The organism is Nocardia sp. NPDC060259, assembly GCF_042728775.1.
Classification (GTDB): Bacteria; Actinomycetota; Actinomycetes; order Mycobacteriales; family Mycobacteriaceae; genus Nocardia.
The window spans coordinates 65,214-85,889 of record NZ_JBHXAY010000002.1; the positions used below are offsets into that span (position 1 = coordinate 65,214).

At 67.9% G+C, this 20,676-nt stretch carries 19 protein-coding genes; 5 read left to right on the plus strand and 14 right to left on the minus strand.

Translation table 11 applies throughout. The features are described from left to right. Nucleotides 1-28: 28 nt before the first annotated feature. Complete coding sequence (locus ACFWF2_RS01475; RefSeq protein WP_379303441.1) at nt 29-883, plus strand: alpha/beta fold hydrolase; 855 nt, start codon at nt 29-31, stop codon at nt 881-883. A 53-nt stretch (nt 884-936) separates the two neighbouring features. Here ACFWF2_RS01475 and ACFWF2_RS01480 read toward each other — a convergent pair whose 3' ends face one another. From ACFWF2_RS01480 to glpK (ACFWF2_RS01520), 9 genes are all read right to left on the minus strand, one after another. Next, a complete protein-coding gene (locus tag ACFWF2_RS01480) occupies nt 937-2,169 on the minus strand; it encodes an acyl-CoA dehydrogenase family protein (RefSeq protein ID WP_379303443.1) in 1,233 nt (410 codons plus the stop codon). Nucleotides 2,170-2,182: 13 nt separating this feature from the next. Beyond that, nucleotides 2,183-3,064, minus strand: a complete 882-nt coding sequence (locus ACFWF2_RS01485) for an SDR family oxidoreductase (RefSeq protein ID WP_379303445.1) — start codon at nt 3,062-3,064, stop codon at nt 2,183-2,185. Nucleotides 3,065-3,089: 25 nt separating this feature from the next. After that, nucleotides 3,090-3,965: a MaoC/PaaZ C-terminal domain-containing protein gene (locus ACFWF2_RS01490; RefSeq protein ID WP_379303447.1), complete on the minus strand. Its 876-nt coding sequence runs from the start codon at nt 3,963-3,965 to the stop codon at nt 3,090-3,092. Between the two features lie 9 nt (nt 3,966-3,974). Beyond that, on the minus strand, nt 3,975-4,409 hold the full coding sequence (locus tag ACFWF2_RS01495; RefSeq protein ID WP_378855100.1) for an SRPBCC family protein: 435 nt from the start codon (nt 4,407-4,409) through the stop codon (nt 3,975-3,977). 20 nt (nt 4,410-4,429) lie between these two features. Continuing rightward, entirely contained in the window at nt 4,430-5,647 is a 1,218-nt protein-coding gene (locus tag ACFWF2_RS01500) for a lipid-transfer protein (RefSeq protein ID WP_379303448.1), read from the minus strand. 121 nt (nt 5,648-5,768) lie between these two features. Beyond that, entirely contained in the window at nt 5,769-6,518 is a 750-nt protein-coding gene (locus ACFWF2_RS01505) for an SDR family oxidoreductase (protein WP_379303450.1), read from the minus strand. 208 nt (nt 6,519-6,726) lie between these two features. Then, on the minus strand, nt 6,727-7,365 hold the full coding sequence (locus ACFWF2_RS01510; RefSeq protein ID WP_379303451.1) for a TetR/AcrR family transcriptional regulator: 639 nt from the start codon (nt 7,363-7,365) through the stop codon (nt 6,727-6,729). A gap of 102 nt (nt 7,366-7,467) precedes the next feature. After that, complete coding sequence (locus ACFWF2_RS01515) at nt 7,468-9,171, minus strand: glycerol-3-phosphate dehydrogenase/oxidase (protein WP_379303453.1); 1,704 nt, start codon at nt 9,169-9,171, stop codon at nt 7,468-7,470. Next, nucleotides 9,171-10,688 carry a glycerol kinase GlpK gene (glpK, locus tag ACFWF2_RS01520; protein ID WP_379303455.1) on the minus strand — a complete coding sequence of 506 codons (1,518 nt, stop codon included), beginning with the start codon at nt 10,686-10,688 and terminating at the stop codon, nt 9,171-9,173. Before glpK (ACFWF2_RS01520) ends, ACFWF2_RS01515 begins: the two co-directional genes overlap by 1 nt. Before the next feature lie 115 nt (nt 10,689-10,803). On the opposite strand from glpK (ACFWF2_RS01520), the gene ACFWF2_RS01525 reads away from it, so the two are divergent. Next, nucleotides 10,804-11,556 (plus strand): IclR family transcriptional regulator, encoded by a 753-nt coding sequence (locus tag ACFWF2_RS01525; protein WP_379303457.1) that lies wholly within the window; start codon nt 10,804-10,806, stop codon nt 11,554-11,556. 112 nt (nt 11,557-11,668) lie between these two features. Next, nucleotides 11,669-13,171, plus strand: coding sequence for a glycerol kinase GlpK (gene glpK, locus ACFWF2_RS01530; protein ID WP_379303459.1), 1,503 nt, complete (start codon nt 11,669-11,671; stop codon nt 13,169-13,171). A gap of 52 nt (nt 13,172-13,223) precedes the next feature. Here the strand turns inward: glpK (ACFWF2_RS01530) and ACFWF2_RS01535 are convergent, their stop codons facing one another. Together ACFWF2_RS01535 and ACFWF2_RS01540 are read right to left on the minus strand one after the other, a co-directional pair. Beyond that, nucleotides 13,224-13,805 carry a TetR/AcrR family transcriptional regulator gene (locus tag ACFWF2_RS01535; RefSeq protein WP_379303461.1) on the minus strand — a complete coding sequence of 194 codons (582 nt, stop codon included), beginning with the start codon at nt 13,803-13,805 and terminating at the stop codon, nt 13,224-13,226. A gap of 152 nt (nt 13,806-13,957) precedes the next feature. Continuing rightward, nucleotides 13,958-14,917: a hypothetical protein gene (locus ACFWF2_RS01540; RefSeq protein ID WP_379303463.1), complete on the minus strand. Its 960-nt coding sequence runs from the start codon at nt 14,915-14,917 to the stop codon at nt 13,958-13,960. Between the two features lie 681 nt (nt 14,918-15,598). On the opposite strand from ACFWF2_RS01540, the gene ACFWF2_RS01545 reads away from it, so the two are divergent. Beyond that, nucleotides 15,599-16,129: an ester cyclase gene (locus tag ACFWF2_RS01545; protein ID WP_379303465.1), complete on the plus strand. Its 531-nt coding sequence runs from the start codon at nt 15,599-15,601 to the stop codon at nt 16,127-16,129. 16 nt (nt 16,130-16,145) lie between these two features. On the opposite strand, the gene ACFWF2_RS01550 is transcribed toward ACFWF2_RS01545, so the two are convergent. From ACFWF2_RS01550 to ACFWF2_RS01560, 3 genes are all read right to left on the minus strand, one after another. Further along, a complete protein-coding gene (locus ACFWF2_RS01550; RefSeq protein WP_379303467.1) occupies nt 16,146-17,027 on the minus strand; it encodes a hypothetical protein in 882 nt (293 codons plus the stop codon). 175 nt (nt 17,028-17,202) lie between these two features. Then, entirely contained in the window at nt 17,203-18,339 is a 1,137-nt protein-coding gene (locus tag ACFWF2_RS01555; RefSeq protein ID WP_379303643.1) for an MFS transporter, read from the minus strand. Nucleotides 18,340-18,565: 226 nt separating this feature from the next. Further along, nucleotides 18,566-19,783 (minus strand): NADP-dependent isocitrate dehydrogenase, encoded by a 1,218-nt coding sequence (locus ACFWF2_RS01560; protein WP_379303469.1) that lies wholly within the window; start codon nt 19,781-19,783, stop codon nt 18,566-18,568. Between the two features lie 244 nt (nt 19,784-20,027). Between ACFWF2_RS01560 and ACFWF2_RS01565 the strand changes: the two genes are divergently transcribed. Beyond that, complete coding sequence (locus tag ACFWF2_RS01565) at nt 20,028-20,675, plus strand: hemerythrin domain-containing protein (RefSeq protein ID WP_379303471.1); 648 nt, start codon at nt 20,028-20,030, stop codon at nt 20,673-20,675. The last annotated feature ends 1 nt before the right edge of the window (nt 20,676 follow it).

Here is a 20,676-nt window from a genome sequence, read left to right on the forward strand (position 1 = left end):
ACTGTCGTCCAGGAAGGGGTGAATGACGATGACGTCACGCACCGCCAAGTCCACTGTCCCCGCCGCGCCTGTCAAGGCATTGCACCTCGGGTCCGGTGATCCGGTCCTGCTGTTGCACGGGTTCATGTTGTCGCCGCACTGTTGGGAGCAGGTCGCGCGGCGAATGTCGTCGAATTGCGAGGTTTATGCCCCTGCCTTCGCCGGGCACTGGGGTGGACCCAAAGTCGAGGGCTGGTTTCTGGACGTCTACGCGCTGGCCGATCAGATGGAGGACCAGCTCGACGCGCTGGGCTGGCGCACCTGTCATATCGCCGGAAATTCGCTAGGCGGCTGGGTGGGCCTCGAGCTGGCGCGACGCGGCCGGGCCCGCACCCTGACCACCGTGGCCGCGGCGGGCGGCTGGGCCTCGCCCTCGATCAGCCAGGTCAGGGTCGGCTTGAAGTTCGCCTCGATGATCCCGTTCGTCGAGATCGGCAAGCTGCTCGGCGGGGTGGCGATCAACAATCCGCTCATCCAGTACGTGGCCGCGTTACTGCTGGCCAAGAACACCGGCGCCGTCTCGCGCCGCGACTTGGCGACCACCATCACGGCGGTGTTGCACTGCGACGCGATGATCCCGCTGATCCTCGGCAGCCTCCGCGCCCCGGGGATGGACGACCTCGGCGAGCTCACCACCCCCGTGCGCATGCTGCTCGCCGAGTACGACCGGATCATCCCCAACCGCGGCTACGCCACCCGCTACCTGCGCGAACTCCCCGACTCCGCCGACCGCATCCTGGTGCACGGCGTGGGCCACGTGCCGATGCTGGAGGCGCCGGACCGCATCGCGACGCTCATCGCCGAGCACATCTACGCCAGCCGCGGGCACCTGCGCGCGATCTGAACACGCGAGAACCCGGCCGCGCGAACAGCATTCGCGGCCGGGCCCTGTCGCGCCTACTTGCCGAGCAGACCCTTGGCGATGTGGGTCACCTGGATCTCGTTGCTGCCCGCGTAGATCATCAGCGACTTCGCGTCGCGGGCGAGCTGCTCCACCCGGTACTCGCTCATGTAGCCGTTGCCGCCGAACAGCTGCACCGCCTCCATCGCCACCTCGGTGGCCGCCTCGGAGCAGTAGAGCTTCATCGCCGACGCTTCGGCCAGGCTCGGCGGCTTGCCCGCCTTACCCCGCTCGAGCACGTTGAACACCATGTTCTGCACATTGATCCTGGCGATCTCCATCTTCGCCAGCTTGAGCTGGATCAGCTGGAAGCGCCCGATCTCCTGACCCCACAGCGTGCGGTTGCGGGCGTAGTCGACGCAGAGCCGGTGACATTCCTCGATGATGCCCAGCGCCATGAACCCCACGCCCACCCGCTCGGCGGTGAAACTGGCTCTGGCGCTTTCCCGTCCGTCGCCGCCGCGATGTTCCTCGGTCTCGCCGAGCAGCCGGTCGCGGCCGAGCCGGACATTGTCGAAGAACAGTTCGCCGGTCGGCGAGGAGTGCAGGCCCATCTTCTTGAACGGCTTGCCCTGGGTGAGGCCCTCCATGCCCTTGTCCAGCACGAAGGTGAGCACCTTGCGGTGGCGCTTGTCGGCGCCGTCGCCCTCGTCGAGCTTGGCGTAGACGATCATCACGTCGGCGCACGGGCCGTTGGTGATGAAGGTCTTCTGCCCGTTGAGGATGTAGTCGTCGCCGTCGCGTTCGACGCGCGTCTTCATGCCGCCGAACGCGTCCGAGCCCGAGTCGGGTTCGGTGATCGCCCAGGACGCCACCTTGCGCAGGGTGACGATGTCGGCGAGCCAGCGCTGCTTCTGTGCCAGGGTGCCCCGCGACATGATGGTGGTGGCGCCGAGCCCGATGCTGACACCGAGCGCGGACACCAATCCCATACAGACACCGGACAGTTCGCTGATCAGCACCGCCATCATCGACTGCTGCCCGGCGAACGGCGATCCACCGCCGCCACCGGACTTCTCCCGCGGTCCCGCCGCTTCCTTGGCGAGCAGCTTGGCGACGGCGTCCTCGCCCATCGCATCGATCCCGAACTGGCTGAACAGCTTCCGCAGGATCGGGTACGGCAGCATCTCACCGCTGTCGAGGGCGTCCAGATGCGGGCGCACCTCCTTGTCGATGAAGGTCCGCACGGCGTCGCGGATCATCAGATCGGTTTCGGACCATTCGATCATCGTCGTCTCCCGCTCAAGGCAGCCGCACGGCGATGTCGTCGATCGCCCACGGCCCTTCGGTCTCGATGGTCTTCACGTCGTGCCAGCCGACCAGCTCCGAGATGGCGCCGCCCTGCACCGCGAACACCTTGCCGGTGATGGGGCACTTGTCCGAAGCCAGGTAGGCGACCAGCGGCGAGATATTGGCCGGGCTGAAGGCGTCGAAGCCGCCGGATTCCTCGGCCGCGGCGGCCTCGGCGGCGAACATCTCGCCCATGCCGGGGGTGGCCAGGGTGAGCCGGGTGCGGGCGATCGGCGCGATCGCGTTGACCCGCACGCCGTAGCGGCCCAGTTCCTCGGCCGCTACCTGGGTCAGCGCGGCGATCCCCGCCTTGGCCGCGCCGTAGTTGGCCTGGCCCGCGTTGGGCAGGGTGACACCCGAGGCCGACGCGGTATTGACGACGGCCGCGTTGGGCTGATTGCCCGCCTTGCTCTGTGCCTTCCAGTAGGCGGCCGCGTGATGCAGCACGGCCGCGTGCCCCTTGAGGTGCACGGCGATCACCGCGTCCCATTGGGCTTCGTCCATCGCGGCGACGAAGACATCGCGCAGGATGCCCGCGTTGTTGACCACGATGTCGAGCCCGCCGAACTCCGACACCGCCTGGGCGATCAGGTTCCGCGCGCCGTCCCAGGTCGCGATGTTGTCGGTATTGGCGACCGCGTCGCCGCCCGCGGCCCGGATCTCGTCGGCGACCTGCTGCGCCGGACCGACGTCGGTGCCGACGCCGGCGTTGCTGCCGCCGAGGTCGTTGACGACGATCTTCGCGCCTTCCCGCGCGAACAACAGCGCGTGCTCGCGGCCGATGCCGCGGCCGGCGCCGGTGATCACGGCGACCTTGCCTGCCAGGGAACTCATGGGTGACTCCTGTATGTGAGGGGGTTCAGTCCGCGATCACGGCGAGGCCGTCGCTGAGCACGACATCCTCGCCGCGCACCGTCTCGAACGCGTAGGTGGTGACGCCGTCGGCGCTGGTGACGGGCCAGATCCGGGTCTGCAGGTCGTCACCGGGGAACACGAGCTTGGCGAAGCGCACCGCGAAGCGCCGCAGCCGATGCACATCCGAACCGGCGGTCGCGGTGAGCACGCCCCAGGAGGCCATGGCCATCGTGCACAGGCCGTGCGCGATGATGCCGGGCAGTCCGGCGTCCTTGGCGACCTGCTCGTCGAGGTGCAGCGGCACCGGATCGCCCGAGGCGGGCGAGTACCGGAAGGTCTGGTCGTCGTCGACGTGGTGGTCGACGACGGCCGAGGGCGCACTCGCCCGCAGACTGTCGTCGAACCGGTGCGACGGCGCCTGCTCCCCCACCGACTTGGCAGCGTCGATGTTGCGGAAGAAGGCGGTGAGGTACTGCTCGTTCACCAGTTCGCCCGCGGCGTCGCGGCATTCGACCAGGATGGTGATGGTCGTTCCGGTGGACTTGCTGGTGTAGCCGACCGCCTTGGCCCGCGAGACCAGTTCCTCGCCGGGCCGGATCGGCCGGTGGAAGTGGAAGTCCTGCTCGCCGTGCACGACGCGGCCGAAGATGTCCATCGGCGCCACGTCGATGACGGGCATCATCATGGCTTCGAACACCGGCACGATGGCGAATACCGGCGGCGCGACCTCACCGGTGCGGTGCGCCTCGATCGGATCATTGGTCGCCGCGGCGTATTCGGCGATCCGGTCCGCGGTCACCGCGAATCGCTCCGTGTCGCTCCATTTTTCCAGGCCGGCGTCGTCGAACTCGACGACGCGTCCCGATGCCTGCGCTGTCATCCCGGCGCCCTACGCCGAGGCCAGCGCGTCGAGCTGGTCGAGGGACTTGTCGAGCTGGGTGCGGCCGTCCTTCTCCACGGCCTTGCCCAGCGCGCCCTTGATCAGCGCGCCCTCGAAGTCGCCGGACACCAGGATGACGCTGCCGGAGCCCTCCGGCTTGATGTCGAAGGTGAATTCGGTACGCACACCGGCCATTCCGGCCCCGGTGAGGGTCAGCCGATTCGGCACCTCGACGGCCTTGACCGTCCATTCCATCTTGTTCGCCATGCCGAGCATGACGATCTTGGCGACCAGCCCGGCGCCCTCGACCAGCACGGCGGGCGGCTCCTCCATGAACTTCTCGTGGATGGTGAACCACTTGTCCCAGGTCTGCGGGTCCGAGACGACGGCCCAGAGCGCTTCGGGAGTGGCGGTGACGGTCTTGGTGGCTTCGATATGTCCCATTGCGGTACTCCTCGTGCGGGTCAGCGCACCGCGCGCTGGTAGGCGGTGACCACGGCGGCGCCGCCGAGGCCGATGTTGTGCTGCAGGGCAGCGGTGACGTCGTCGACCTGGCGTTTGCCCGCGGTGCCGCGCAGCTGCCAGGTGAGCTCGGAGCACTGGGCCAGGCCGGTCGCGCCGAGCGGATGCCCCTTGGAGATCAGCCCGCCCGACGGGTTGACCACCCACTTGCCGCCATAGGTGGTCTGGCCATCGTCGATCAGCTTTCCCGCCTCGCCCTCGCCGCAGAGGCCGAGCGCCTCGTAGAGCAGCAGTTCGTTGGCGGAGAAGCAGTCGTGCAGCTCGATCACCTGGAAATCCTGGGCGCCGAGCCCGGCCTGCTCGTAGACCTTCCGCGCCGCGATGACATTCATGTCGTAGCCGATGAGGTTCTTGGCGGTGCCGTCGAAGGTCGAGGCGAAGTCGGTGGTCATCGCCTGCCCGACGATCTCGACCGCCTGGGCCGACAGGTCGTGCCGGTCGACGAACGCCTCGCTCGCCAGGATCGCCGCGCCCGAGCCGTCGGAGGTCGGCGAGCACTGCAGTTTGGTGAGCGGGTCGTAGATCATCCGCGAGCCGAGGATGTCGTCGAGCGAATACTCGTCCTGGAACTGCGAATACGGGTTGTTCACCGAGTGCTTGTGGTTCTTGTAGCCGATTTTGGCGAAGTGCTCGGCGGTGGTGCCGTAGCGCTTCATGTGCTCGCGCCCTGCCGCGCCGAACATCCACGGCGCCACCGGGAACAGCACCTCGGAGATCTCCGCGAGCGCCATCACGTGCTTGCCCATGGGCTGCTCACGGTCGTCCCAGGTGGAACCGAGCGAGCCCGGCTGCATCTTCTCGAAGCCCAGCGCCAGCGTGCACTCGGCCAGCCCGCCCCGGATCGCCTGTGCCGCGAGGTAGAGCGCGGTGGAACCCGTGGAGCAGTTGTTGTTGACATTGACCACCGGGATCCCGGTCATACCCAGCTCGTAGACCGCGCGCTGTCCCGAGGTCGACTCGCCGTAGACGTAGCCGACGTAGGCCTGTTCCACCTCGCGGTAGTCGATGCCCGCGTCGGCCAGCGCCTTGGTCCCCGCCTCGCGGGCCATGTCCGGATAATCCCAGGCCCGGGTGGTCCCGTCGGCCTCCTCGACCTGCTTGCGGCCCGGCTTCTCGAACTTCGTCATCCCGACGCCGACCACGTAGACCTTGTTCGCCATTGAACTCCCATCCTCACGCTTGGCCATAAACATACAGCCCTGCATGTATCTTCACAATGGGATTTCGTGACTCAGGTCACCGTCGAGCCGCGCGACAGTCGTGGCGGCGCCGGGTTTGCCGTCAGAGAAGCTTGCGGACCAGCGGCAGCGGGAGGGTGCGCAAGGCGAAGCCGATCGGGATCCAGGGCCAGTCCGGGACGTAGGCCTTGGCGCGGCGCTTCTCGATGGCGGCGACCATGGACCGGACGCCGGTTTCGGTATCGACCATGAGCTTCGGCGCGTGTTCGATCCGGTCGTTCATCTCCGAGCGGATGTAGCCGGGGTAGATCACCGAGACGTCGACGCCGGGAACAGCTTCCGCGCGCAGGCCCTCGGCCAGTGCGGCGACTCCGGCCTTGGTGGCGGCGTAGGTGGTCAGCGTTTTGGGCATGCCGCGCAGGCCGGAGATCGAGGAGATCATCACCAGATGGCCTGTGCCCTGGGCGCGGAAGATCTTCATCGCGGCCTCGGTCTGGGCCAGTGCGGCGAGGAAGTTCACGACCGCGGTCTCCCGGTTGGCGGCGTGCTTGCCGGTGCCGAGTGGCGCGCCCTTTCCCAGGCCCGCGTTCACCACCACGCGGTCGATGACGCCGAATTCGGCCGCGAACTCGTCGAAGACGGTGAACACGGCAGCGTCGTCGGTGACGTCGAGCTGTCGCACCGAGACGACACGATCGGGATGCTCGGTGAGGATCTCCGCGCGCAGTTCCTCGAGCCGTTCGGTGCGGCGGGCACACAATCCGAGGTCATAGCCGATGGCGGCGAACTGGCGGGCCATCTCCGCGCCGAGGCCGGAGCTGGCGCCTGTGATCACGATGGTGCCCCGGCTCATGACACCACCGCCGGCGCTGGTGCCTGCGAGGGCTCGATGTGCGATTCCATGGGCTCACGCTAGTCATCCGGCGCCCGTCGGCGGAACCGATCGCTGCCGACGCGCAGCGGACCGCGGCGCTTGGGGCGCCCACCGGCCCAACCCGGAGCCGACACCACCCATCGTGTGCCCCGGATCTGCCGCCGCTATCGACCCGCGGCGCTCGCGATCAGCGAGAACCTGCGGCGATCACGGCAGCCGCCGCGGCACGCAGGTCCACCATGGCGCGACGCCAACGGCGGTGCGCCCGTTCGGGGTCGGGGACGACGAAATTGGCGACGAGGATGCCGCGCAGCGCGTCCATCGCGGTGTAGGCGAAGTCGCGGGCGCCCTTGCGGCGCAGATCGTCCGGGATCAGCTCGGCGACCGCTTGCAGCACCGCGGTGTTGACCAGCGGTTCGACCTCCTCCATGGCGGCGGCCAGCACCGGATCGGTCCGGCCCGCCACCCACAGCTCCACCGTGGCGATGAACAGCGGCCCCTGATGCAGGTCCCACAGGAACTCGAGCGCGGCGCCGACCGGATCGTCACCGACCCTGACCTGCGTCATCTCGCTCATGGCGGCCGCCACCCGCCGCTCGGCCAGATGCTTGATCGCGGCGACAACCAGATCGTGTTTGGAGCCGAAATGGTGCACCTGCGCGCCGCGGGTGACGCCGGCGAGTTCGGCGACCCGCGGCGTCGTCGTGCCCGCGTATCCGTATTCGACCAGGCAGTCGATGGTCGCGTCGAGCAGGCGCGTGCGCATCTCGCTGCTGCGCTGCTCCTGCGTCCGCCGCGGCGGTTTGTCGGCTGCGGTGCTGGTCATCGGCCGATCCTACCTCTTACATACAGACCTGAAGGTAAGCGGTAGGTCGTGGCCGCGCCCGCCGGAAACCGTGGCTTCCGCGCCCGAGACCGGGTCAGCCCGTCACCGAACGGCGACCAAGCGCGCGGTGTTCGCGGAGATGTCGTCGCTCGCCTCGTTGGCGGCGAGCTCGGCGTGCACCCGGTCGTAGTAGCGGTTGATCTCGGCGTTGGTGGTGTCGTCGTCCCAGCCGAGCAGCGGCGCGATCAGGCGGGCGATCTCCGGCGCCGCGGCGAGGCCGCGATCGGGAACCTCGATGGAGATGCGGGTGCGGCGGGTGAGCAGGTCGTCGAGGTGCAGCGCGCCCTCGTGGGTGACCGCGTAGACGGCCTCGGCGGCGAGGTAGTCCGGCGCACCCGGAATCGGCTGGCGCAGTGCGGGATCGGCGCCGACGAGGGCGAAGATGTCGGTGGCCAGCGCGCCGTAGCGGCCGAGCAGGTGCTCGACGACATCGACGGGCAGACCCACCGTGGCGGCCAGTTCGGCGGCCTCGGCCAGCATTTCGCGGTAGCCCTCCGCGCCGACGATCGGCAGCTGCGCGGTGGCCGAGGCGGGGATGTCGCCGCCGAGGCGGGCGGTGACGGCGTCGACCACGTCGGCGGCCATCACCCGGTAGGTGGTGTACTTGCCGCCCGCGATGACGTACAGGCCGGGCGCGGGCTCGGCGACGGCGTGCTCGCGCGAGAGCTTGGCGGTCTCCTTGGTCGCACCCGTCATCAGCGGGCGCAGTCCGGCGTAGGTGCCGACGATGTCGGCCCTGGTCAGCGGCTCCCGCAGCACCGCGTTGACGTGGTCGAGGATGTACTGCACGTCGGCGGCGGTGGCCGTGGGGTGGTTCTTGTCCAGCGACCACGCGGTGTCGGTGGTGCCGATGATCCAGTGCTCGGCCCACGGGATCACGAACAGCACCGACTTCTCCGTGCGCATGATCAGGCCGGTGTGCAGGTCGAGCCGGTCGCGGGGCACCAGGATGTGCACGCCCTTCGACATCTGGACGTGGAACGGGAAGTCGACGCCGGTCATCTTGATCATGTCGTCGGTCCACACACCGGTCGCGCTGATCACGCTGCGGGCCCGGATCGTGTGGGCGGCACCGGTTTCCAGGTCGAGCACGTGTGCGCCGACGACCTGCTCACCGTCACGAACGAGCCCGGTGACCTTGGTGCGGGTCAGCACGGTCGCGCCGTGGTCGGCGGCGGTCCTGGCGATCATCATGGTGTGGCGGGCGTCGTCGACCTGGGCGTCGTAGTAGCGGATGGCACCGGTCATCGCGTCGGAGCGCAGTGCGGGCGCGAGTTCCAGTGCGCCGGTGCGGGTCAAGTGCTTGTGCATGGGCACGGTGCGCGCGCCGCCGAGGGTGTCGTAGAGGGCGATGCCCGCGCCGATGTAGGCGCGCTCCCACACGCGGTGCTGCAACGGGAACAGGAACGGCACCGGATGCACCAGGTGCGGGGCGAGCGTATTCAGCAGCAGCCCACGCTCTTTCAGCGCTTCCCGAACCAGCGCGAAGTCCATCTGCTCCAGGTAACGCAGGCCGCCGTGGATGAGCTTGGACGAGCGGCTCGAGGTACCGGCGGCGAAGTCACGGGCCTCGACGAGGGTCACCGACAGGCCGCGCGAGGCGGCATCGAGCGCGGCACCGGCGCCGGTGACACCGCCGCCGATCACCAGCACGTCGATCTCGCTGTCGCCGAGCGCCGCGATCGCCTTGGCGCGGTAGGTGGGGTCCAGGGAAACGGACACGACTTGCTCCTTGTTGTGGTTCATCAGTCGATTTCGGCCCAGTCGAGGGTGCGTTCGACGGCCTTGAGCCAGCGGCGGTAGCCGCGTTCGCGCTGCTCGTCGGACCAGGTGGGGAACCAGCGGACGTCTTCGTGCCAGTTCGCGAGCAGTTCGTCGGTGGAGTTCCAGACCCCGACCGCCAGGCCTGCCGCGTAGGCGGCGCCGAGCGCGGTGGTCTCGGCGACGACCGGCCGCGAGACCGGGACGCCGAGCAGGTCGGCCTGGATCTGCATGGCCAGTTTGTTCATGGTCACGCCGCCGTCGACGCGCAGGGTCGCCAGCTGCACGCCGGAGTCGCGCTGCATGGCTTCGACCACATCGCGGGTCTGATAGGCGATGGATTCCAGTGTCGCCCTGGCCAAGTGGGCATTGTTGCTGTAGCGCGAGAGGCCGACGACCGCGCCGCGCGCGTCGGGTCGCCAGTACGGCGCGAACAGCCCGGAGAAGGCGGGCACGAAGTACACGCCGCCGGAGTCGTCGACCTGTTCGGCCAGGTCCTCGATCTGCGCGGCGCCGGCGATGATGCCGAGCTGGTCGCGCAGCCACTGCACGGCCGAGCCGGTGACCGCGATCGAGCCCTCCAGCGCGTAGACGGGCTTGTCGTCGCCGAACTGGTAAGCGACGGTGGTGATCAGGCCGTGCGTGGAGCGCACGATGTCGGCGCCGGTGTTGAGCATCAGGAAATTGCCGGTGCCGTAGGTGTTCTTGGCCTCGCCCGGCTGGAAGCAGACCTGCCCGACGCCGGCGGCCTGCTGGTCACCGAGGACGCCCGCGATCGGCACCGCGCCCTTGAACGGGCCGTCGGGATTGGTGGTGCCGAAACCGGCCGGGTTCGACGACGGCGCGATGGCGGGCAGCATGGCGCGCGGGATGTCGAAGATACGCAGGAGTTCGTCGTCCCAGCGCAGGGTCTCCAGGTCCATCAGCATGGTGCGCGAGGCGTTGGTGGGGTCGGTGACGTGCACGCCGCCCCGGATGCCGCCGGTGAGATTCCAGATCAGCCAGGTGTCGAGGGTGCCGAACAGGGCGTCACCGCGTTCGGCGTCGGCGCGCACGCCCTCGACATTGTCGAGGATCCAGCGCAGCTTGCCGCCCGAGAAGTAGGGCGCGGGCGGGAGTCCGGTCTTGTCGCGGATGCGCTCGCTGTGCCCGGCCGCCTCGAGTGCGGCGATGATGCGATCGGTGCGGGTGTCCTGCCAGACGATCGCGTTGTAGTACGGGCGGCCGGTGCGGCGGTTCCACACGATGGTGGTCTCGCGCTGATTGGTGACGCCGATCGCGGCCAGGTCGGCGGCGGTCAGATCGGCCGTCGCGAGCGCGGTCTTGACGACGGTGCGCGTGCGTTCCCAGATCTCGTCCGGATTGTGTTCGACCCAGCCCGCGCGCGGCATGATCTGCTCGTGTTCGAGCTGATGCCGGGCGACGACGGCGCCGTTCCGGTCGAAAACCATGAAACGCGTCGAGGTCGTGCCCTGGTCGATCGCGCCCACATACCGATTCATCGTGGTCCTTTCGAGAACTCACCATCGAGTCCGGAACCCACGCTAGGAACGGCGTGACCCGGCCGCCACGGCTGCCGTTCGACAATGCTGAACGGTTGGCTGATAGGTTCGGGCGGTGCCGGGTCCGATCCAGTCGATCGAGCGAGCCGCGGCCGTGCTGCGGCTGCTCGCGCGCGGGTCGGGGCCGATGGCTGTCGGCGAGGTCGCGGCCGCGCTCGACCTGGCCAAACCCACCGCGCACGGCATCCTGCGGACCTTGCTCGGGGTGGGCTTCGTCGACCAGGATCCGGCGACGGGCCGGTATCTGCTCGGGCCCGCGCTGGGCGAGCTCGGCAGCGACCATCTCGATGTCAACGAGCTGCGTTCGCGGGCGATTCACCGGGCTGATGCGCTGGCGTCACGGACCGGGGAATCGGTACGGATGGCGGTGTCGCGGCCTTCCGGCGTGACGGTGGTGCATCACGTCTTCCGGCCCGACAACACCGAGCAGGTGCTCGCCGTCGGTGAGGTGCTGCCCGCGCACGCGACCGCGCTGGGCAAGGTGTTGCTCGCCTACGACGCGGCGACGGAACCCGGTGCGCTGCAATCCTTCACGCGTCGCACTATCGTCGACCCGACAGCGCTGGACCGCGCGATCGCCGAGGTCAGGCGGACCGGCTGGGCGAGCGAGGTCGAGGAGTATCGGACCGGCGAGGCGGGTGTCGCCGCGCCGATCCGGGCCAGAGGAGGACTGGTGGTGGCTGCCATCGGCATCTCGGGACCGACCGATCGACTGTGCGACAACCGGCTACAGATCCGGCCCGCCGCCGTCGATCAGGTGCGCGCCGCCGCTGCGGCCGTGCACCGCGATCTCGGCGCGGCACGATGATCCGCGCCACCGTGCCGAACCGGGCCTTGCCGGTCAGTGCTGCCGCGGACAGGCAAGTGCCAGCTGGCGATCCATCGGGATCTCGGCGCGGCGCGACCAACGGGAGACTCCGGTGACGCAACGGTATGTGCTCGCCCTGGATCAGGGCACCACCTCCACCCGCTGCATCGTGTTCGACCGGCACGCGCGGCTGGTGGGGCTGGCTCAGCGCGCGCACCGCCAGCGGTATCCGAGGTCGGGGTGGGTCGAGCAGGACGCGCTCGAGATCTGGCGGACCGTCGAGCGGATCGTGCCCGCCGCGCTACGCGATGCCGGAATCACGGTCGCGCAGGTGGCGGCGATCGGGATCGCCAACCAGCGTGAGACCACCGTGGTGTGGGATCGTGAGACCGGGTTGCCGGTACGGCCCGCCATCGTCTGGCAGGACATCCGTACCGAGGAGCTCGTCGAGCGATTGCGGAAAGCGCCCGGCGCGCATCGGATCACGGAGCTGAGTGGGCTGCCGCTGGCCACCTACTTCGCCGCACCGCGGATGCGCTGGCTGCTCGACCATGTCGACGGGTTGCGGGCGCGCGCCGAACGCGGCGAGGTGCTGTTCGGGACCATGGAGTCCTGGCTGATCTGGAATCTCACCGGCATCCATGTCACCGATGTCACCAATGCGGGCCGCACCCTGCTGATGAATCTGGCCACCCGGCAGTGGGACGAGGAACTGTTGCGGTTCTTCGATATTCCGCGCGCGATGCTGCCCCGCATCGAACCGTCGACCGGTGACTTCGGGACCGCGCGCACGGTCGCGCCCGGCGTCCGGATCGGCGCTGCCCTCGGCGACCAGCACGCGGCGCTGTTCGGCCAGACCTGTTTCGCGCCCGGCGAGACCGAATGCACCTACGGCACCGGTGGATTCCTGATGATGAACACCGGCACCGATCTGATCCGATCCGAACACGGGCTGCTCACCACCATCGGCTACCAGGTCGGACCCGACCCGGTGTACGCGCTGGAAGGCCCGATCGCGGTCACCGGTTCGCTGGTGCAGTGGGTGCGCGACATCGTCGGACTGATCGCCACCGCACCCGAGATCGAAACCCTCGCCAGCACGGTCGACGACAACGGTGGCTGCTACCTGGTCCCGGCGTTCTCCGGGCTCTACGCACCGCATTGGCGCAGCGACGCGCGCGGGCTGCTGATCGGGCTGACCTCGTACGTCACCAAGGGCCACCTGGCCCGCGCGGTACTGGAGGCCACCGCCTGGCAGACCCGCGATGTCGTCGAGGCGATGAACGCCGATGCCGGTTTGCGGGCACAGTCGTTGCGCGTCGCGGGCGGGATGGCCGCGAACAATCTGCTCATGCAGATCATCGCCGATGTGCTCGGCGTTCCGGTGATGCGCCCGCTGGTGACCGAGACGGTCTCGCTCGGCGCGGCCTACGCGGCCGGGCTGGCCGTGGGGTACTGGCCGGATCTGCAAGGGCTGCGGCGCAATTGGCGGGTGGCGGCGCAGTGGGTGCCGCAGGCCGATCGGTCCGTCCGCGACGAGGAGTACGAGCGGTGGCAGCGGGCGGTGCAGCTCAGCGTCGGCTGGGCGCGGCCCGCGGGCGGTGGGTCGGCCTAGCCCGCAAAATAGACCGATCGTTCACGAATGAGGGTGCGCCGCGCGCCGGCGCTCAGCCCAGAATCGAGGCGGCGACCCGGCCCGCGTCCCGCAGGCGGGTGGCGGAATTGGGTGCGCGTTCGAGCACCCAGACGCCCTGGAAGAAGACGAGCAGGAAGCGGGCCATGGCGCGCGTATCCGCGTCGGGCGACAGTTCCTCCTGCGCCCGTGCGCGCGACAGTGCGGAGAACAGGGCCGTCTCCGTGCGCGCCCAGCTGGATTCGACCAGCCGGGCGACATCGGCGTCGCGGGCGGCGAGCTCGACCGCGGCGGTCGTGACCAGGCAACCCAGGAACCGGTTCTCCGCACAGGACTCGTTCACGAACTGGTCGATCAGCCCTCTGATCGCGGGCAGCGCCGGGCCGGGACGGGCCAATTCCGCGGTGACCCGCGCGTCGACGATCTCCAGGTGGCGTTGCAGCGCCTTCATGAAGAGCTCGTGTTTGCTGCCGAAAGTCGCGTAGATACAGCCCCTGGCGATACCGAGATGCTCGATCAGATCCGCTATCGATGTCGTCTCGTAGCCGCGCTGCCAGAACAGATCCAGCGCACGGTCCAGCGCGACATCGGGGTCGAATTCTTTGGTACGCGCCACTTTCCGAGCATACCCAAGTCTATTTTGATCGATCGGTCAACTATGTAACACTGCGATCCGACATCCATCACCACAGAACTGAACAACTGGTTGGTGGCGGAATCGCGTTGCCCGGACGGGGGATATCTCGATTCCGCCACCACCGGCATCTTTCAGAGGGGAGCGATCTCGGGACATTGCCATGGCGATTCCCATTTCGTGGCCTCTTTGTTGTCGGAGAGCCCGTCCAGCTTGGTAAGACTGACACGCGAGGAGTCGTCGATCGGAATGATCAGCGAATAGCCGTTCTCCACCGTCCACCGGGCGGGGACGAGTACCCAGCGGTCAGGACGGACCACGAGGGTTCGGAGGCACTCGTAGCGGTGGGTAAAACGCTGACCTGGTTGCGTGCCGAGCGGAGTTTCCAGTACCAGGTTCCGCGGGGCAAACAGGGGCTCGGTCGTGTCGAGTGTCACGACCGTTTCCCGGTCCCAGAGATCAGCCGCAGTTCTCTGCGCCTGCAGTTGTCCGTACCAGTCGGCGAAAATGTTCGTCAGCCAAAACGACGCCAGCACGATCGCCACACCGGCGAACATCCAAACGGATCGCTGAGCGGAGGTGGCGGACCGCGGTGTGTCTCGTGACCGGAGCGCCGCCAAAGCCTCGGATCCCGCCACTGTCAACAACGCCCCCGCTGCCAGCACCACCGGAATCAGCACTGTGGATCGCAGCACTGAGAATCGTGGCGCAACGACTCCCAACACCGCCAGTGCAGTCAGAATCGCTCCCGTCACAATCGCCGCCCAGCCTGCGCGATGCGCAAGACGAGAGTCCCCGACCTCACGAAGGGCTCGCCATCCATACACGCGGATCGCGAACAGCGCACAGGCCACGACCAGAGCAATCACGAGAGCTGGGTAGAGCACGCTCACGCTGCGCAGGACGTAGTCCGCCGTCGAGTAGTGGAAGGACTCGGTATCGACACCGAAGTAGGCGAAATACGCGCGGGCGGAGACGAAACCGAAGTAGTAGCACAATCCGGTGATCACGGTCGTGGGCGCGACGACGCCTGCGACCACGCCTATCCACTTGTCGACGGCGACCGTCGGTGTCGGCGAAGACGGTGCGCTCATTGTTCAGAGCCCGTCGTTTCGGGTTGGGGGTCCGGGGCTGGTGATGGCGGAGGAGCCGTCGGTGGAACCGCATCGGGTGTAGGAGCAATCGTCGTTAGAGTCCGGGTCGTCGGACCACCTGGGAGGGGACCATCCGAAGTGGGCTGGGGCCCTGGAAGCCGTGTCCGACCGCGATAGGTTGAGGGCGCCGACCAGGTCGTTTCCTCGGATGTCGTGGCCTCATCCTCAGTCGTTGCCGGTACGGACCATGTCGCCGGCTCCGATGTCGTGGCCTCATCCCCGACGGATGACACCGGCGCGGGCCTCGTCGTAGTGGACGATGGCGGCTCTTCTAGCGATCCATCACACCCAGAAGCGAGTGCTGTTGTCAGTGCCAGAGCCAGCGACAACACACCCAAGAGAAGGTACGCACCCAGCGAGACCTCGGCGCGGCCATGTTTTGTCGATCGCATCGGACCTCCCGCTGACGATCTTCGGCGGAGCTTCCCGGGACGACACCGGTGGGTCGAACCGGTAGGTGACAAAGTGTCGTCCGCTGCGACATAGGTCGCACGCGTACCCGACTACTCGATAGTCGGCGACTACTAGTGCGTTCGGCGGTGTAGGAGGTCAGTATGGACAGAGAAGGCTTCCGAGACGCGCCGGCGAACTTGTCGCGCACAACGTGCAAGGGAGTTTGAGATGACTGATTTCAGCCACACCCTGACCACCATCGCTCCGCCGAAGAACGGCTCGCACACCGAACTCGTCCGATGGGCGTTCGGGCGGCTCCATGCCCAGGACGTCGACAGCCTGCGTGGGTCCTGGTGGACGGCCGATACCGTCGTGTACTTGCCGACCGGGACATGTCGTGGCGCCGATGAGATCGCCGCCTACTTCGAGCAGACCTTCGCCGCTGTGGCCGACCTCGATCTCGCGATCGTGGCGATCGCCGAGTCGGATGAGGATGTCTTCGTGCACTGGCATCTGACCGGTCGGCACGTCGGTACGTACTTCGGAATCGACGGCACCGGTGCGCGCATCGACTTCGAGGGCATGGATCACTTCGTGCTCGCGGACCGGAAGGTCGCCACCAATACGGTGCGCTACGACCAGATGGAGTTCGCGCGCCAGATCAAGCTGCTCCCCCCGGACGGATCGCTGGCGGATCAGGCGTTGAAGGCCGCCTTCAACGCCAAAACACGCGTAATGGGCCTCACTCGCCGTCGCTAGGGGCGGCGAGTCGACGTCAGCTGAACAGCTCGTCGGTACGGGTTGCGGTAACGGCCTGCGTCAACCAAGCATCGAGCTGACCGAGGTCGGTGCATTCGGTGAGCTGAGTGCGTTGCGCGGCCGACAGCTCGAGCCCGCGAGCAGTCAGCACCGTGAGCACCGCATGCGCAGCATTCTCCACGCGCCCCTCCTCGCGCCCTTCCGCGCGTCCTTTGGCCACGTACTTGGTGGCGATACGGCCGCGGTATTCGGGAGTGGTCTTCATCAGTTCCTCCAGACGTCGGCTTGCCGCGATGGTCAATGCGTCGTCGACCAGATCAAGGTACATTTTCACACGTTCGTCGTCGGTTTTCATCAGCCCGGCAAGGAAGGCGACGAGGACTTCCTCCATGTGTGGTCCCGCGCCGTGGGCGATAGCCGACAGGGTCGCGAGCTCGGGGCAGCGCCTGGCCTCATCCGGGTCGGTGACGACGGGAAAGCGGTCGGGCCCCAGCACCAGCGGTTGGATGACAGAGCCGACGGTATCGAGTTCGATCGGTTGTTCGGCCCACTTCGCGACCGTCCGGCTCGGAGTCACCACCAGCAGCACGGCCGGACAGCACAACCGTGACCGCAAGGTGGTCAGGTAGACCGGCCATTTCCAACGGCGGACATCCTCCTTGGCCAACTGAACCTCGACACACACGCCGAGCACCGGCTGGTCTCGGTCATCGTGTGTGCTGAGGGCGAGATCGCCACGGAATTCCTTGGGCCCGACGTCGGTGAAGTCGCAGGGCTCGGTCCGTATCTGGGCAAACTCGGGCAGGGGGACGCGGAACTCCTCGGCCAGCAGCGTCGGGGCCAGCGAGAGGTTCGTGCGGAAGAGATCAAGCAAACCTTCGTGCAGGTAGCTCGGCATGCCGGGCACCGTATTAGTGAATGCGTGGAGCACCCGAATCATGGCGGTGTGTTGGGCGAAACACACCGGCCTGGTCGGCGTGCCGACGCGCACTCGCCGGGTCGGTGGCGAGTGCGCGCGGCGATCTGGTAATCCAGATTTCGGCGACGCCGGAGTGGGGCATCGAGCCGGGAAGTCAGGCCGAGCGCCCTCCGGCCCACACGGTGACGGTGAAGAGCAGGACGCCCAGGACTGCCAGTAGGGCGCCGACCGCGGCGGGGGCGGTGTAGCCGAGACCTGCCGCGATGACGAGGCCGCCGAGCCAGGCGCCCGCCGCGTTGGCGATGTTGAGGGCCGCGTGGTTGAGGGCGGCGGCCAGGGTTTGGGCGTCGGCGGCGACGTCCATCAGGCGGGTTTGCAGGCCGGGGGCCAGGGCCGCGCCGGATGCGCCGACCAGGAAGGCGCCGATGGCGGCGGTGACGGGGTTGTGGGCGGCCAGGACGAAGCAGGCCAGGATGACCACCATCGCGATCATGGCGAAGAGGATCGAGCGGTCGACACCGCGGTCGGCCATGACGCCGCCGAGGATATTGCCCGCGATCATGCCGAGGCCGAACAGGGCGAGCACGATGGGCACCGCGCCGATCGGCATGCCGGCGACATCGGTCATGGTGGTGGCGATGTAGGTGTAGACGGCGAACATGCCGCCGAAGCCGATCGCGCCGACGGCCAGGGTGAGCAGCACCTGCGGCCGGCGTAGCGCGCCGAGTTCGGTCATCGGGTTGGTGACCTTCATACCGCTCAGCGAGGGCACATATCGCCACAGCGCGGCCATCGTCGCCACGCCGATCACGGCGACGACGACATAGGCGTCCCGCCAGCCCAGATGCTGACCGAGCCAGGTCGCGCCGGGCACACCGATCACGTTCGCCACGCTCAGCCCGAGCATCACCGCGGCCACCGCCTTCGCCCGCTGCCCGACCGGGGCGAGCGTGGCCGCCGCCAGCGAGGCGACACCGAAGTAGGCGCCGTGCGGCAGCCCGGAGACGAACCGGGCGAGCACGAGGGTGCCGAAGGTGGGAGCAAGCACGGTCGCGACATTGCCGACGGTGAACGCGGCCATCAACGCGATGAGCAGCTTCTTGCGCGGCACCCTGGCACACAGCGCGGCGATCAGCGGCGCACCGACGACAACGCCGAGCGCGTACGCCGACACCGCGTGCCCGGCCGTCGGCTCGGAGATGTCGAAGGCTCTCGCGATATCGGGCAGCAGGCCCATGGTCACGAACTCGGTGGTGCCGATGCCAAACCCTCCCAGCGCCAGCGCGAGCATCGCCGGGACATGCCAGCTCGTGCGTGGCGCGTCGACCCGGTCGGCGGCGGAGAGGGAAGAAGTCACGCCTCCATGCAACGGGCCGGGGTACCCGATCGCTACCCGAGGCGGGGGTGAGTTACCCCACCCCCGGGATCCGGCAACGAAAAAGCGCCCGCATCGGGTTCGATGCGAGCGCCTTTCCCAGCCGTGCGGATCCGCGGTTCGACGCGGAACTCCAGCTATTTCACTTCAGTGCGCGAGCCAGGTTCACGTCCAGCGCACCCAGGAATTCCTCGGTGCTCAGGTAGCCCTGGTCGCCACCGACGAGCAGCGCCAGGTCCTTGGTCATCTGGCCGCCTTCGACGGTCTTGATGACGACGTCCTCGAGCGCCTGCGCGAAGCCGATCACCTCGGGGGTGTTGTCCAGCTTGCCCCGGTGCTCCAGGCCACGGGTCCAGGCGAAGATCGACGCGATCGGGTTGGTCGAGGTCGGCTTGCCCTGCTGGTGCTGGCGGTAGTGCCGGGTGACGGTGCCGTGCGCGGCCTCGGCCTCACAGGTCTTGCCGTCCGGGGTGAGCAGCACCGAGGTCATCAGGCCCAGCGAGCCGAAGCCCTGCGCCACGGTGTCGGACTGCACGTCGCCGTCGTAGTTCTTGCAGGCCCAGACGTAGCCGCCCTCCCACTTCATGGAGGAGGCGACCATGTCGTCGATCAGGCGGTGCTCGTAGGTCAGGCCCGCCGCGTCGAACAGGCTCTTGAACTCGGTGTCGAAGATCTCCTGGAAGGTGTCCTTGAACATGCCGTCGTAGGCCTTCAGGATGGTGTTCTTCGTCGACATGTAGACCGGGTAGTTCTGCTGCAGCCCGTAGTTGAGCGAGGCGCGCGCGAAGTCTTCGATCGACTTCTTGAAGTTGTACATACCCATGACGACGCCGCCGTCCTCGGGCATCTTCACGACCTCGTGCACGATCGGCTCGCTGCCGTCCTCCGGGGTGAAGGTCAGCGTGACGGTGCCCGCCTCGTAGACCTTGAAGTCGGTGGCGCGGTACTGGTCGCCGAAGGCGTGGCGGCCGATGATGATCGGCTTGGTCCAGCCGGGCACCAGGCGGGGCACGTTGGAGATGATGATCGGCGCGCGGAAGATGGTGCCACCCAGAATGTTACGGATGGTGCCGTTGGGCGAGCGCCACATCTTCTTGAGGCCGAACTCCTTCACCCGCGCTTCGTCGGGGGTGATGGTGGCGCACTTCACGCCGACGCCGTGCTGCTTGATGGCATTCGCCGCGTCGACGGTGACCTGGTCGTCTGTCTTGTCGCGGTACTCGATGCCGAGGTCGTAGTACTCGAGGTTCACGTCGAGATACGGGTGGATCAGCTTGTCCTTGATGAACTGCCAGATGATCCGGGTCATCTCGTCGCCGTCGAGTTCTACGACGGTACCTTCAACCTTGATCTTGGACATGGATCTTCGTGTCCTCCTAGGATGGTGCCCTCATTGCACGGCCAGGCGAACACGCTTGTGAGCGGACCCCAGCTGTTCCAACAGACAACGTATATGCCCCGCGTTGTCTGCGGGACGTGTGGTGCAAACAAGACGAGCGTACTGCTGCCCCCTACCTCACCGCGATGGGAGGGCCCGCTGTGCGGGACTCCGCCCCGCAGCGGACGGCAAACAGGTCACAAGTGACCGCGGGCACTGTCGGGTCATGACCGACATACGCTCGACTCCCAACCTACTCGGCATACGGCTGGCCCACCGCGCGATGCTCGCCGATACAGCTCGTTTCGCCGTCCTGGCCGGGGAGCTCGCCGCGGGGACGCCGTGTGCGCCGCGGCGGGCCCGCGCGATCGCCGGGTATCTGGGCCTGCTGTGTGACTCCATCCACCATCACCATCGCATCGAGGACGAGGTTCTCTGGCCTGCGCTCACCGCCGCGGCAGGCGACGCGGTCGACCTCAGGGAGCTGACCGACGACCACGCCCAGCTCGACCCGATGCTCGCCGAGATCAGGGCGGCCTGCGCCGACCTGGTTTCCCGGCGGCCCGGCGCGGCTGCTGTCCTGGCCGAGCGGCTGACCCGGTTGCACACCGTGCTCGACGAGCACATCGCCGACGAGGAGCGGACCGTGTTCCCGATCGTCACCGCGTACGTGACCGCCGCGCAGTGGGAGAAGGTCGAGGCGGCGGCCAGGGGCGGCGCGGTGATGAGTTTCGAACTGCCGCGCATGGTCGCGGTCTGCACGCGGGCGGAGCTCGCCGAGGTGACCGCCGATGGTGGGCTGCCGGTGCGAGTGATGCTGGCCGTGTTCGGCATCGGGTACCGCAGGCGGGAGCGGGTGCTGGCAGGTAGGTGAG